At 67.4% G+C, this 13,890-nt stretch carries 11 protein-coding genes; 9 read left to right on the top strand and 2 right to left on the bottom strand.

The window, feature by feature from the left end; genetic code table 11:
* Nucleotide 1: 1 nt before the first annotated feature.
* The 3 genes from QE393_RS21115 to znuB are packed head-to-tail and all read left to right on the top strand — an operon-like array spanning nucleotide 2 to nucleotide 2,032.
* Nucleotides 2-487 carry a Fur family transcriptional regulator gene (locus QE393_RS21115; RefSeq protein WP_133860004.1) on the top strand — a complete coding sequence of 162 codons (486 nt, stop codon included), beginning with the start codon at nucleotides 2-4 and terminating at the stop codon, nucleotides 485-487.
* Nucleotides 484-1,254, top strand: a complete 771-nt coding sequence (gene znuC, locus QE393_RS21110) for a zinc ABC transporter ATP-binding protein ZnuC (RefSeq protein WP_310045467.1) — start codon at nucleotides 484-486, stop codon at nucleotides 1,252-1,254. The genes QE393_RS21115 and znuC overlap by 4 nt, the downstream gene beginning before the upstream one ends.
* Complete coding sequence (znuB, locus tag QE393_RS21105) at nucleotides 1,247-2,032, top strand: zinc ABC transporter permease subunit ZnuB (protein ID WP_273805653.1); 786 nt, start codon at nucleotides 1,247-1,249, stop codon at nucleotides 2,030-2,032. The genes znuC and znuB overlap by 8 nt, the downstream gene beginning before the upstream one ends.
* Before the next feature lie 5 nt (nucleotides 2,033-2,037).
* Here znuB and QE393_RS21100 read toward each other — a convergent pair whose 3' ends face one another.
* Entirely contained in the window at nucleotides 2,038-3,003 is a 966-nt protein-coding gene (locus tag QE393_RS21100; protein WP_310045465.1) for an aliphatic sulfonate ABC transporter substrate-binding protein, read from the bottom strand.
* 188 nt (nucleotides 3,004-3,191) lie between these two features.
* Between QE393_RS21100 and QE393_RS21095 the strand changes: the two genes are divergently transcribed.
* Both QE393_RS21095 and QE393_RS21090 read left to right on the top strand, forming a co-directional pair.
* Nucleotides 3,192-3,488 (top strand): YciI family protein, encoded by a 297-nt coding sequence (locus QE393_RS21095; RefSeq protein WP_310045463.1) that lies wholly within the window; start codon nucleotides 3,192-3,194, stop codon nucleotides 3,486-3,488.
* A 302-nt stretch (nucleotides 3,489-3,790) separates the two neighbouring features.
* Nucleotides 3,791-4,852, top strand: coding sequence for an acyltransferase family protein (locus QE393_RS21090; protein ID WP_273805651.1), 1,062 nt, complete (start codon nucleotides 3,791-3,793; stop codon nucleotides 4,850-4,852).
* A gap of 56 nt (nucleotides 4,853-4,908) precedes the next feature.
* Here QE393_RS21090 and QE393_RS21085 read toward each other — a convergent pair whose 3' ends face one another.
* The gene (locus QE393_RS21085) at nucleotides 4,909-5,925 is read right to left on the bottom strand and encodes a zinc-dependent alcohol dehydrogenase family protein (protein ID WP_310045462.1); all 1,017 of its coding nucleotides are present in this window, start codon (nucleotides 5,923-5,925) and stop codon (nucleotides 4,909-4,911) included.
* Between the two features lie 149 nt (nucleotides 5,926-6,074).
* Between QE393_RS21085 and QE393_RS21080 the strand changes: the two genes are divergently transcribed.
* The 4 genes from QE393_RS21080 to QE393_RS21065 all read left to right on the top strand — a co-directional run bounded on the left by QE393_RS21080 (nucleotide 6,075) and on the right by QE393_RS21065 (nucleotide 13,578).
* A complete protein-coding gene (locus tag QE393_RS21080; protein ID WP_310045461.1) occupies nucleotides 6,075-6,995 on the top strand; it encodes a LysR family transcriptional regulator in 921 nt (306 codons plus the stop codon).
* A gap of 599 nt (nucleotides 6,996-7,594) precedes the next feature.
* Nucleotides 7,595-8,812: an efflux RND transporter periplasmic adaptor subunit gene (locus tag QE393_RS21075; RefSeq protein WP_133860010.1), complete on the top strand. Its 1,218-nt coding sequence runs from the start codon at nucleotides 7,595-7,597 to the stop codon at nucleotides 8,810-8,812.
* Nucleotides 8,813-8,971: 159 nt separating this feature from the next.
* Entirely contained in the window at nucleotides 8,972-12,148 is a 3,177-nt protein-coding gene (locus tag QE393_RS21070; protein ID WP_273805648.1) for an efflux RND transporter permease subunit, read from the top strand.
* On the top strand, nucleotides 12,145-13,578 hold the full coding sequence (locus tag QE393_RS21065; protein ID WP_310045460.1) for a TolC family protein: 1,434 nt from the start codon (nucleotides 12,145-12,147) through the stop codon (nucleotides 13,576-13,578). Before QE393_RS21070 ends, QE393_RS21065 begins: the two co-directional genes overlap by 4 nt.
* Nucleotides 13,579-13,890: the final 312 nt, after the last annotated feature.

Below are 13,890 nucleotides of genomic sequence, written 5' to 3'. Positions count from 1 at the left end.
CATGTCCGACGCCCCCCTGGCCTTTCGGCCCCACGATCATTCGCGCTGCGTCGCCCACGCGCTGGCCGAGGCCGACACACTCTGCAGTCGCGCCGGCGTGCGCCTCACCGACCTGCGCAAGCGGGTGCTGGAGCTGGTCTGGCAAAGCCACAAGCCGCTCGGTGCCTACGACATCCTGGCCGTGCTCAGCGAGCAGGACGGCCGCCGCGCCGCGCCGCCCACCGTCTACCGGGCGCTGGATTTCCTGGTCGAGAACGGCCTGGTGCACCGCATCGCCTCGCTCAACGCCTTCGTCGGCTGCAACCATCCCGGCGAGGCCCACCAGGGCCAGTTCCTGATCTGCCGCAGCTGCCAGGTGAGCATCGAGCTGGAACAGCCGGCCGTGCACCAGGCCATCCTCGACGGCGCCAGCGCCGTGGGCTTCCAGGTGGAAGGCCAGACCGTGGAAGTGGTCGGTCAGTGCGCCGCCTGCCGGAAGCAGGCATGAGCGAGGCGCTGATCCGGCTGCAGGATGTCGGCGTGACCTTTGCCGGGCAGTCGGTGCTCGATCAGATCAGCCTGACCCTGGATCCTGGCCGCATCGTCACCCTCATCGGCCCCAACGGCGCCGGCAAGACCACCCTGGTGCGCAGCGTGCTCGGCCTGCTCACACCCGATCGCGGCAGCGTCTGGCGTCGCCCGCGGCTACGCATCGGCTACATGCCGCAGAAGCTGCAGGTGGATGCCACCCTGCCGCTGTCGGTGCTGCGCTTCCTGCGCCTGGTGCCGGGCGTAAATCGCATCAGTGCCCTGGCCGCCCTGGGTGAAGTAGGCGCCGAGGGCGTCATCGACAGTCCCCTGCAGAGCATTTCCGGCGGCGAGTTGCAGCGGGTGCTGCTGGCCCGCGCGCTGCTTCGCCAGCCCGAGTTGCTGGTGCTCGACGAGCCCGTGCAGGGCGTCGACATCAACGGCCAGAGCGAGCTGTACCGGCTGATCGGCCAGTTGCGCGAGCGCCATGGCTGCGGCGTGCTGATGGTCTCCCACGACCTGCATCTGGTGATGGGCGCCACCGACCAGGTGATCTGCCTGAATCGCCACATCTGCTGCTCCGGCCATCCCGAGCAGGTCAGCGGCGATCCGGCTTATCAGGCGCTGTTCGGCCAGAGTGCGCGCAACCTCGCCGTCTATCACCATCATCACGATCACGCCCATGACCTGCATGGCGGCGTGGTCAAGACCCCGCATGTCCATGGAGCCCACTGCAAGCATGGCTGATTTTCTGCTGTATGCCCTGCTCGCCGGTCTCGCCCTCGCCCTCGTCGCCGGTCCCCTCGGCTCCTTCGTGGTCTGGCGGCGCATGGCCTACTTCGGCGACACCCTGTCCCACGCCGCCCTGCTCGGGGTCGCCGTGGGCTTTCTGCTGGATGTCAGTCCGACCCTGACCGTCACCGTCGGCTGCCTGGCGCTGGCCGTGGTGCTGGTGGTGCTGCAGCGCCGTCGTGGCCTGGCCGCCGACACCCTGCTCGGCATCCTCGCCCACAGCACCCTGTCGCTGGGCCTGGTGGCGCTGTCGTTCATGCACGAGGTGCGCATCGATCTGATGAGCTACCTGTTCGGCGATCTGCTGGCGGTGGGTCCCGGCGATCTGCGCTGGATCCTTGGCGGCAGCGCCCTGGTGCTGGCGGCCCTGGCCTGCCTGTGGCGCCCGCTGCTGGCCATCACCGTGCACGAGGAACTGGCCCAGGTCGAGGGCCTGCCGGTGACCTGGATCCGCCTGGCGCTGATGCTGCTGGTGGCCATCGTCATCGCCGTGGCCATGAAGATCGTCGGGGTGCTGCTGATCACCTCGCTGCTGATCATTCCCGCCGCCACCGCCCAGCGCCACGCCCGCAGTCCCGAGCAGATGGCCTGTGGCGCCAGCCTGCTGGGCATGGCCGCGGTGTGCCTGGGCCTGACCCTGTCCTGGTACCAGGACACCCCGGCCGGGCCCTCGGTGGTGGTGGCCGCCGCCGGGATGTTTCTGCTGGGCTACCTCATACCCCGCCGCGCCTAGGCGTTCTAGCGCGGCGCCCGCCAGACCGCCTGGCTGACGTCCACCGCCCGGGGGATCAGCCCCTGGGCCTTGAAGATGTCGGCGGTCTGCTGCTGGGTGGCGATGATCGCCGGCGTCAGCGCCGTCGCGCCATACCCGGTACGCGCCTGCCAGGTGGCGATCACCGCCTCCGGCAGTCCGATCTGCTCGGCCAGGATGCGCGTCACCTCCGGCTTGTGGGCATTGGCCCAGGCGCCGGCCCTGGCCAGTTCCGCCAGCAGCAGGCGGATCGCCGCAGGATGGGCGTCGGCGAAACGGCGCGAGCCTTCATAGAAGCTGTTGGCGTGCAACAGGCCCTTGTAGTCGGCGAGCACGCGCACCGGCTGGCTCTGCTGGATGGCCGCGAGATAGGGGTCCCAGACCACCCAGGCATCCACCGAACCGTTGACGAAGGCGGCGCGGGCATCGGCTGGCGGTAGATAGACCGGCTGGATGTCCCTGAAGCTCAGCCCGGCCTTTTCCAGGGCAGCGACCAGCAGGAAGTTGGCGCTCGACCCCTTCTGCACCGCCACCTTCCTGCCCTTGAGGCCGGCAACGTCACGGATCGGCGAGGCGGTCGGCACCAGAATGGCCTCCACCGCTTCGCTGGCCGGTTCGGCGCCCAGGTAGACCAGATCGATCCCGGCCGCCTGGGCAAAGATCGGCGGCGGTGAACCTGTGTAGCCGACGTCGATGCTGCCGGCGTTGAGCGCCTCCAGCAGCTGGGGACCGGCCTGGAATTCGCGCCAGCTCACCTGATAGCCCTGAGCGCCCAGAGCCTGCTCCAGAGTGCCCTGGGCCTTGAGCACGGCCAGCAGACCACCGCCCTTCTGATAGCCGATGCGCAGGACCTGATCGGCGGCCTGCGCCGGCGCGAGCATACCGAGTGTCAGCAACAGAACGGCGCCGTGCGCCAGCCAACGCTGCAGAGAAGAGCGAAACATGGTGACCATCCTTATATTCCATTTGGAAAGGTCAGCCTGGCCTATCCAGACCAAAATGTTTAATACGTTTCGCTGCTAAGGCTATGCCCGGGCCAGGCAGCGTGGGCAGGCCAAGGTCCGATTGACGCTGACACCAGGATCGCGCCACCCTGCGCCAGCGGCGGCCACCGGGGCCGTCGACCCTATCGGAGCCTGCCATGCCTTTTCTGATCGAGACCTTCGACAAGCCGGACAGCCTGGCCCTGCGCCAGCAGCATCGCCCGGCCCACCTGGGTTTCCTGCGGGAGAACGCCGCTGCCCTGCTGGCCTGCGGCGCCAAGCTCAGTGACGATGGCGAGACCGCCACTGGCAGCGTCTATATCGTCGATGTGGAAACCCGCGCCGAAGCGGAAGCCTTCATCGCCCGCGATCCCTTCACCAGCGCCGGTCTGCCGGGCGAGGTGCGCATCACCCGCTGGCGCAAGGCGATTCTGGACGGCAAGGCGTTCGTCTGAGCCTGCCTGCGGCGGCCTGACCGGCCGCCTCCGCCTTACCGCACATTGGCTTAAGAACGCCTTAAGACTGGCACAATGCCACCTTAATCAGCGCTGTTAGCTGCCGTTGCAAGTTCACACTTCTAGGAATCGCTTCACAGAAAAGTGATGCAGCGCAAGAAAAGCCGGACTTTTCCCGCCCTCACCGCAAGGAAGCTAACGAACTAGCCTAAGCTCACCGGGCTCAGATGATCTGATGCGCCGACATCCTTTCCCACTCCTGTGGAAACGCTGTCTCGCTTAGCTAGTACAGAGGACTCAGCATGACCAAGACCACGCCTGAAAAGGATCTGCGCATCGAGACGATTCGCGGACTGGCGCTGTTTCTGATGGTAGCGGGCCATGTCATCGGCAGTTCGTCGACCCTGGGCATGAAGGTGCCGGACGAATCGGTGCTGCGCTATCTCTACGATTCTCTCGTCTATGTCCGGATGCCGCTGTTCACCGCCATCTCCGGCTATGTCTATGCGCTGCGCCCGGTGAATACCGGCAGCGACCTGTCGCGCTTCTACCAGGGCAAGTTCAAACGCATCGGCATTCCCCTGCTGGTGGTGTCGACGCTGTTCTTCGCCTTGCAGATGGCGGTGCCCAACACCAACTACAAGCCGCAGCTGACCGACATCTTCAGCATCTACTTCTTCAGCTACGCGCACTTCTGGTTCCTGCAGTCGATCTTCTGCATCTTCGTGGTGATCGCCCTGCTGGAGAAGGCCGGCCTGTTGCTGACCCTGCGCAACTTCGGCCTGGTGTTCGCCGTGGCCCTGGCGGCGTCCTTCGCCTGGGAGAGCTTCCCGGACCTGTTCAGCCTCTACAAGGCGGTGCAGCTGTTCCCCTTCTTCCTCCTGGGCCTGGGTCTCTACCGCTTCGGCGCGCAGCTCATCACCCAACGCAATGTCGTGACCATGGCCGTGGCCCTGGTGATCCTGGTGATCCTGGACCAGGCCTACCTGTTCGAGCTGGTCGATCTCGACGAGACCGACATGGCCATCATCGGTACCGCCCTCGGTCTTGCCGCCATCAGCCTGCTGATCGCCCGCCGCTTCTACTTCAAGCCGCTGGCCTGGCTGGGGTACTTCTCCTTCGAGATCTACCTGTTCCACGTCTTCGGCACCGCCGGTGCACGCATCGTGCTGAACAAGCTGCAGGTGCACGACGTCTGGGTGGTCTTTACCGTCAGCATGGTCATGGGCCTGTTCCTGCCGGTGGCGCTCAAGCTGGTGCTGGAACGGATCAGTCCGCTGCACTTCCTCAGCGTGGCCTTCTTTGGCGCCAAGACGCGCGTCAATCGCGCCACGCCGCCGCTGCAGAAGAAAGCCGCCGCCTAGCCCCACGGGCCATAAAAAACCCACGCCTTGGCGTGGGTTTTTTGTGGCCTGATCCATCACTCGACGCTGATAACGACACGTCCCCGGGTCGGGCACTGTTCCATGCAGCGGTGGGCCTCGACGAACTGCTCGAAGGGAAAGACCTGCTTGATCTGCGCCTTGAGCAGGCGATCGCGGGTCAGCTGGTCGATGTGCTGCAGGGCCTCGCGTACCGCGGCGCAATCGGCTTCCAGGCCCATCTCCGGCTGGCCGGTGAAGTCCTGCACGCAGTGGATGTAGAGCTTGAATTTCTTCTTGAAGGCCGCGCAGGCCGGCAGCGGGGTCTGGTTGCCACCGTTGAGGCCATAGAGCAGCAGCCGGCCGCGGGGCGCCATGGCCTCGCCGAGCAGCGCCAGTTGCGGACCGCCCAGGGCATCCAGGGCCACGTGCACGCCGACGCCGTCGGTGATGCTGGCGATGCGGCTGACCAGATCCTCTTCCTCGGCGGCGATGACCCGTTCCGCACCCAGCTCCCGGAGGTAGTCGCGGTCGCCGGCGTCGTGGGTACTGGCGATGACCCGCGCACCCAGGGCCTTGGCCAGCTGGATGGAGGCCGGACCGCAACAGCGGCTGGCATCGGTGATCAGCACCCATTCGCCCGGTTGCAGCCGGGCCTGGTGCATCAGCGCGGTATAGACGGTGAGCAGCGGGTTGTAGTGCACCGCGGCTTCCACCGGGGTGAGCACGTCCGGGTAGCGCACTAGGGAGGTGGCCGGATAGACCAGGTCGTCGCCATAGGCCGGGTAGCGATTGATGTCGTGACCCAGGAAACTGGCCACGCGATCGCCTACCGCCAGGTCGGCCACGCCTTCGCCCAGGGCGGTGACCACCCCGGCCAGCTCGCAGCCGAGACCGGCCGGCGGCACGGCCTGCTCGGGGGCCAGATTCTGCCGCCAGAGCACGTCGTACCAACTCACGCCGATGGCCTGGACCCGCACCAGCACCTCGCCTGGACCCGCCACGGGCGTGGGCCGGTCGATGCAGGCGAGCACCTCCGGCGGGCCGAATTCGGTGAACTGGATCAGGCGGGACATGGCATTACCTCGCGTTGATGCCAACCCCGGGACGTTTGCCGAGGCGGACTGCTATGACTAGGACTCTAACCAGCCTTCCCTTAGGATTCTATGCATCCCCATCGATAATGGACATCGGGGGTATCGATCCACTCCCTGCCGGGGCCTGAATGAACCGTACCGATCTGCGTCGCGTCGACCTCAACCTGCTCATCGTGTTCGAGACCCTGATGCTCGAGCGCAGCGTCACCCGTGCCGCGGAAAAGCTGTTTCTCGGCCAGCCGGCGATCAGCGCGGCCCTGGCGCGGCTGCGCACCCTGTTCGACGATCCGCTGTTCGTCCGCACCGGGCGCAGCATGGAACCCACCCCGCGGGCCCAGGAGATCGCCGCCCTGCTGTCGCCGGCGCTGGACCAGATCTCCAGCGCGGTGAGCCGCACCCAGAGTTTCGAGCCGGCCAGCGCCGACCGGGTGTTTCGTGTCGGCCTGTCCGACGACGTCGAATTCGCCCTGCTGCCGCCGCTGCTCAGGCGCATCCGCATCGAGGCACCCGGCACCACCCTGGTGGTGCGGCGGATGAATTACCTGACCGCTGCCGGCATGCTGGCCTCCGGCGAGATCACCGTGGCGGTGGGCTATACCGAGGAGTTGCCGGCCAATGCCAAGCGCCGGCCGGTACGCCGCTTCGGCTTCAAGGTGCTGCGCGCCGACAGCAAGCCCGGGCGCCTGACCCTGGACGAATACTGCGCCCGCCCCCATGCCCTGGTGTCCTATGCCGGCGATCTCACCGGCTATATCGACGAATTGCTCGACAAGCTCGGCCGCCGCCGCCGGGTGGTACTGGCGGTGCCCCAGTTCAACGGCCTGGGGTCGCTGCTGGCGGAAACCGATCTGCTGGTGATGGTGCCGGACTACACCGCGCGCCTGCTGGCCAGCACCGGCGGCCTCAGGTACGAGGACCCGCCGGAAGAGCTGCGCGACGGCAGCCATGAGCTACCCATGGCCTGGAGCGGCGCCCAGGATCACGACCTCGGCGAGCGCTGGCTGAGGTCGCGCATCCAGATGTTCATTGGCGATCCGGACAGTCTCTAGCGCTCGCCAGCGTCGTGCCTCTGGTCGCCGCGAGGCGTCCGACAATCAGGGATAACGGCTCCCTCGGCACCGTCCGCACCCTTGGCGCCGGGAACGCCGCCAGGCCCGGCGGCACCGCCCTGCCCCCCGCTACCGCCTCTGCCCGGTAGCGCGCCGCTACCGCCTGCGCCACCCGCACCGCCGGCTCCCCCGTTGCCGGCCAGGAACAGGTATTCAGAATGAGCAGGTGCGGGCGTCGGCAAGACCGGCTGGGCGGCCGTTGCCGCGCTGGCCAGTAGCGCGGTGATCAATACCAGGGCGTGGCTAGATAGCGACATCGTCATCCTCCTGCAGCGGGATCTCGGCCGGAGCCTGGAGACCACCGCGGCGCGCATGGGCAAGGCCGGGGTCTGCAGCCCTGCCACTCTAGCCCAGGGCGAACGCCGAGCTGAAGCGCTCTAGGCCGCAGCTCTACACTCAGGGCCATCACCGCCAGCGATACCTACAGCAAAACCATCATCGCCATCGATAAATAAGTTCGAGCCCTTCGATTCGTCGCTGCCCGCGCGCGGCGGCAGACTCGCCTCCCTGACCTCTTTCCACCTCGGGCGGACTCGAACATGGATCTCTTCGCGAAAACCCTCGGCCCCCTGGCCCTGACCTCAACGCTGTTCCTGGCCGCCTGCGGCGATTCCCATCCCCAGGCCAGCGCCGCACCGCCCGCGCCCAAGGTGAGCGCCGCCGAGGTGCTGCGCCAGCCGGTGGTTGAATGGGACGAGGTGACCGGCCGCCTGGAAGCGCCCGAGTCCGTGGTGGTGCGTCCTCGCGTCTCCGGCTACGTCGACCGCGTGCTCTTCCACGAGGGTGCCCGGGTCAAGCGTGGCGACTTGCTGCTGCAGATCGATCCGCGCCCCTTCCAGGCCGAGGTCAAGCGCCTCGAAGCCGAGCTGCAACAGGCCCGCGCCAGCGCCAGTCGCACCGCCGACGAAGCCGCCCGCGGCGAACGCCTGCGCAGCAGCAACGCCATCTCCGCGGAAATCGTCGAGGCCCGCCGCAGTGCCGCCCAGGAAGCCAAGGCCAGCGTCGCCGCCGCCCAGGCACAACTGGATGCCGCACGCCTGAACCTGGGTTTCACCGAGGTCCGCGCCGCCATCGACGGGCGCGTCGGCCGCGCCGAGGTGACCGCCGGCAACCTGGTCAACGCCGGCGACACCCGTCTAACCACCCTGGTCTCCACCGACAAGGTCTATGCCTATTTCGACGCCGACGAGCGCGTCTTCCTCAAGCAGCAGGCCCTGGCTCGCCAGGGTCAGCGCGGCACGGCCAGCCCGGTCTACATGGCGCTGTCCAACGAGGACGACTTCTCCCACGAAGGCCACATGGACTTCATGGACAACCAGCTCGATCCGCGCACCGGCACCATCCATGGTCGCGCCGTGTTCGATAACGCCGACGGTCGCTTCACTCCGGGGCTCTATGCCCGGCTGCGCCTGGTGGGCAGTGGCACCTACGACGGCACCCTGATCCAGGACGCCGCCGTGGGCACCGACCTGGGCAAGAAATTCGTGCTGGTGGTGGATGGCCAGAGCAAGACGGCCTACCGCACCGTCGACCTGGGTCCGCGCCTGGAAGGCCTGCGCATCGTGCGCAAGGGGCTGGAAGCCGGCGATCGCATCGTGGTCAACGGCCTGCAGCGGGTGCGCCCGGGCATGACCGTCGACGCCCAGTCGGTGCCCATGGCCGATGCCACCACCCTGGCTGCCCTCAAGCGCCAGCGCGACGCGGTACTGGCCAGCCTGCCGGCGCCTACCCAGCCGCTCAAGGTGGGCAGTCGCTAGACCCCTGGCTCAACCCCGTCCCGTTTCAGACTTCTACCCGTCCAGGCATCGCGGTATCGCGGCCATGGGCTGCTCCTACGGTGGCATCCGTACCTGTAGGAGCAGCCCATGGCCGCGATGGCTGCGCCTCTGCACGCCTTTCGCTCAAGGACTGCTCCGATGAACTTCTCCCAGTTCTTCATCCGCCGGCCGATCTTCGCCGCCGTGCTCTCGCTGATCATCCTGATCGGCGGGGCCATCTCGCTGTTCCAGCTGCCGATCAGCGAATACCCCGAGGTGGTCCCGCCCACCGTGGTGGTGCGCGCCACCTTCCCCGGCGCCAATCCCAAGGTGATCGGCGAGACCGTCGCCGCGCCCCTGGAGCAGGCCATGAACGGCGTGGAGCACATGCTCTACCTGTCGTCCCAGTCGACCGCCGACGGCAAGCTGACCCTGACCATCACCTTCGCCCTGGGCACCAACCTGGATACCGCCCAGGTGCAGGTGCAGAACCGCGTCACCCGCACCCTGCCCAAGCTGCCGGAAGAGGTGCAGCGCCTCGGCGTGACCGCCGACAAGGCCTCGCCGGACCTGGCGATGGTGGTGCACCTGACCTCGCCGGATCAGCGCTACGACATGCTCTATCTGTCCAACTACGCCCTGATCAACGTCAAGGACGAACTGGCGCGACTGGACGGCGTGGGCGATGTGCAGCTGTTCGGCATGGGTGACTATTCGCTGCGCGTCTGGCTCGATCCGGACAAGGTGGCCTCGCGCGGCCTGACCGCCAGCGACGTGGTCACCGCCATCCGCGAGCAAAATCGCCAGGTCGCCGCCGGTGCCCTCGGCGCGCCGCCGGCCCCCGGCAGCACCAGCTTCCAGCTGGCCATCAACACCCAGGGCCGCCTGGTGGATGAGGAAGAGTTCGCCAACATCATCGTGCGCGCCGGCAGCGACGGCCAGATCACCCGGCTGCGCGACATCGCCCGCATCGAACTGGGCTCCAACCAGTACGCCCTGAGATCCCTGCTGAACAACCAGCCGGCGGTGGCCATCCCGATCTTCCAGCGCCCCGGCAGCAATGCCATCGACCTGTCCAACCAGGTGCGCGCCAAGATGGCCGAGCTCAAGCAGAGCTTCCCCCAGGGCATGGACTACGAGATCGTCTACGACCCCACCATCTTCGTGCGCGGCTCCATCGAAGCCGTGGTGCATACGCTGTTCGAAGCCATCATCCTGGTGGTGCTGGTGGTGATCCTGTTCCTGCAGACCTGGCGCGCCTCCATCATTCCCCTGGTGGCGGTGCCGGTGTCGCTGATCGGTACCTTCGCGGTGATGCACGCCTTCGGCTTCTCGCTCAATGCGCTGTCGCTGTTCGGCCTGGTGCTGGCCATCGGCATCGTGGTGGACGACGCCATCGTGGTGGTGGAAAACGTCGAACGAAACATCGGCCTGGGCCTGGAACCGGTGGCGGCCACCCGGCGCGCCATGAGCGAGGTGACCGGGCCCATCATCGCCACCGCCCTGGTGCTCTGCGCGGTGTTCGTGCCGACCGCCTTCATCTCCGGTCTCACCGGGCAGTTCTATCGCCAATTCGCCCTGACCATCGCCATCTCCACGGTGATCTCGGCCTTCAACTCCCTGACCCTGTCGCCGGCCCTGGCCGCGGTGCTGCTCAAGGGCCACGACGCGCCCAAGGACCGTTTCTCGCGCCTGCTCGACCGGCTGTTCGGTGGCTGGCTGTTCGCCCCCTTCAACCGCTTCTTCGAAAAGGCCAGCCACGGCTATGTCGGCGCCGTGCGCCGGGTGCTGCGCGGTAGCTCCATCGTGCTGGTGCTCTATGTGGTGCTGCTGGGCCTGACCGGCCTGGGCCTGGTGAAGACGCCGACCGGCTTCGTGCCGCCCCAGGACAAGCAATACCTGGTGGCCTTCGCCCAGTTGCCCGACGCCGCCACCCTGGATCGCAGCGAAGAGGTCATCCGCCGCATGTCGGCCATCGCCCTCAAGCACCCGGGCGTGGAAAGCACCGTGGCCTTCCCTGGTCTGTCCATCAATGGCTTCACCAACAGCCCCAACAGCGGCATCGTCTTCGTGACCCTCAAGCCTTTCGAGGAGCGCCGTGATCCCCAGCTGTCGGCCGGCGCCATCGCTGCCCAGCTGAACGGCGAATTCGCTGCCATCCAGGAATCCATCATCGCCATCTTCCCGCCGCCACCGGTGCAGGGACTGGGCAGCATCGGCGGCTTCCGCCTGCAGGTGGAGGACCGCGGCAACCTGGGCTACGAAGAGCTCTACGCCCAGACCCAGAGCGTGCTGGCCAAGGCGCGGCAGCTGCCGGAACTGGCGCCGGAGTCGCTGTTCACCAGCTACCAGGTCAACGTGCCACAGATCGATGCCCACATCGATCGTGAGAAGGCCAAGACGCACGGGGTGCCCATCGACGCCATCTTCGACACCCTGCAGGCCTACCTGGGCTCGGTCTACGCCAACGATTTCAATCGCTTCGGCCGTACCTTCCAGGTCAACGTCCAGGCCGACCAGCGCTTCCGCCTGGAGCCCGAGCAGATCGGCCAGCTCAAGGTGCGCAACGACCGCGGCGAGATGGTGCCCCTGTCCACCTTCGTCAAGATCAGCGACACCGCCGGCCCCGATCGGGTGATGCACTACAATGGCTTCCTCACCGCCGAAATCAACGGCGCGCCGGCCCCGGGCTACAGCTCCGGCCAGGCTCAGGCGGCCATAGAGGGGCTGCTCAAGCAGGAGCTGCCCAACGGCATGACCTTCGAATGGACCGAGCTGACCTACCAGCAGATCCTCTCCGGCAATACCGCCCTGCTGGTGTTCCCGCTCTGCGTGCTGCTGGCCTTCCTGGTGCTGGCCGCCCAGTACGAGAGCTGGAGTCTGCCGCTGGCGGTGATCCTGATCGTGCCCATGACCCTGCTCTCGGCCATCACCGGGGTGATCCTGGCCGGCAGCGACAACAACATCTTCACCCAGATCGGCCTGATCGTGCTGGTGGGCCTGGCGTGCAAGAACGCCATCCTCATCGTCGAGTTCGCCAAGGACCAGCAGGCCACCGGCAAGGACCGCGTCGCCGCGGTGCTGGAGGCCTGCCGCCTGCGCCTGAGGCCCATCCTGATGACCAGCTTCGCCTTCATCATGGGGGTGGTGCCTCTGGTGACCTCGACCGGTGCCGGCGCCGAGATGCGCCATGCCATGGGCGTCGCGGTGTTCTCCGGGATGCTCGGGGTGACCTTCTTCGGCCTGCTGCTCACGCCGCTGTTCTATGTGCTGGTACGCGCCTTCGTGGAGCGTCGCCAGGCCCGCTCCGCCGTTGCCCAGGAGGCCCAGGCATGAAGGCTTTCGCTCCCCTGCTGCTGGCGCTGGCGGTCTCCGCCTGCGCCGTCGGTCCGCACTACCAGGCGCCCGAGCAGGCGCCCGCGCAACTCCAGGCCAGCCAGCAGCCCGCGGTCTACGACCAGGGCCGCTTCGAGACACTCTGGTGGCGCCAGTTCGAGGACCCGACCCTCAACGCCCTGGTCGCCAGCAGCCTGGACGGCAACCGCGAATTGCGCGCGGCCTTCGCCCGGCTGCGTGCCGCCCGCGCCCTGCGCGATGACGACGCCAACGACCTCTATCCCACGGTCACCAGCCGCGCCAGCAGCCAGCTCGGCAAGGCCCAGCAGCCCGGCTTCACCGAACAGCGGGTCAACAGCGACCGCTATGACCTGGGCCTGGACATGGCCTGGGAGCTGGACCTGTTCGGTCGCGTCCGCCATACCCTGGAAGCCAGCGATGCCCGCGCCGAAGCCGCGGCCTCCGACCTCGCCGGCTTGCAGGTCAGTCTGATCGCCGAACTGGTGGACGCCTACGGCGACCTGCGCGGCGCCCAGCTGCGCGAACGCATCGCCCGGGACAACCTAGGCAACCAGCGCGAGGCGCGCCGCCTGACCGTGACCCTCAGAGACGAAGGCATGGGCAGCGACCTGGACGTGCAGCGCAGCGAGGCGCGCCTGGCGGCCACCGAAGCCAGCCTGCCGGAATTCCAGGCCCAGGCCACCCGCGCGCGCAACCGCATCGCCACCCTGCTCGGCCAGCGCCCGGATGCGCTGAGCGTAGATCTCTCGCCCAAGGCCCTGCCAGCCATGGCCAAGCGCCTGCCCATCGGCGATCCCGGCGAACTGCTGCGCCGCCGTCCGGACGTGGCGGCCGCCGAACGCCGGCTGGCCGCCGCCACCGCCGACGTTGGCGTGGCCATCGCCGATCTGTTTCCGCGGGTCAGTCTCTCGGGCTTTCTCGGCTTCACCGCCGGACGCGGCTCGCAGATCGGCAGCAGTGCCGCCCGCGCCTGGGGCCTTGGCCCGAGCATCAGCTGGGCGGCCTTCGACCTGGGCAGCGTGCGCGCCCGCCTGCGCGGCGCCCGTGCCGGTTCCGACGAGGCCCTGGCCAACTACGAGCAGCAGGTGCTGACCGCCCTGGAAGAGAGTGCCAACGCCTTCAGCGACTATGGCCGTCGCCAGGAGCGCCTGCAGGCGCTGATCCGCCAGTCGGTGGCCAGCCGCGCCGCTGCCGACCAGGCCGAGATCCGCTACCGCGAGGGCAGTACCGACTTCCTGGTACTGCTGGACGCCCAGCGCGAACGCCTGGCCGCCGAGGACCAGCAGGCCCAGGGCGAAATCGAGCTCTATCGCGGCATCGTCGCCCTCTACAAGGCCCTGGGTGGCGGCTGGGACGTGCAACCCGCCCGTCTCGCCCAGGGCAACGCTTCCCCCGCGCCGGCGCGCTAACCGCCGGCGCTTACCCCCGACACGCGTGTTCTCTTGCTCCTTTGGCGTGTCGGGTTTTTTCTTCCGCTCCACGGTGCGGTGCCTCGGGCACCGCACCGTGGAGCCCTCCTCCGCACAGATCTGAGCAAAAGCCCGTCCCAGAGGTCTCAGTGAGACCCTGACAGCGCCCGCCAGGCGTTTGCGTCCTGCACTGGACGCGGCATGCCTGTTTCCTAATATTTTGTAAGGGAGACGGGGCTAGGATTTTGTGGTCTCTCTTTTATTATCACCTTAGGTTATTAAACCTTCGGTTCTTGTACGAAACTCGAACAT

It is taken from the genome of Pseudomonas sp. SORGH_AS_0211 (genome assembly GCF_031453455.1).
Classification (GTDB): domain Bacteria; phylum Pseudomonadota; class Gammaproteobacteria; order Pseudomonadales; family Pseudomonadaceae; genus Chryseomonas; species Chryseomonas aestiva.
This window is presented reverse-complemented; position numbering and strand designations above follow the sequence as displayed.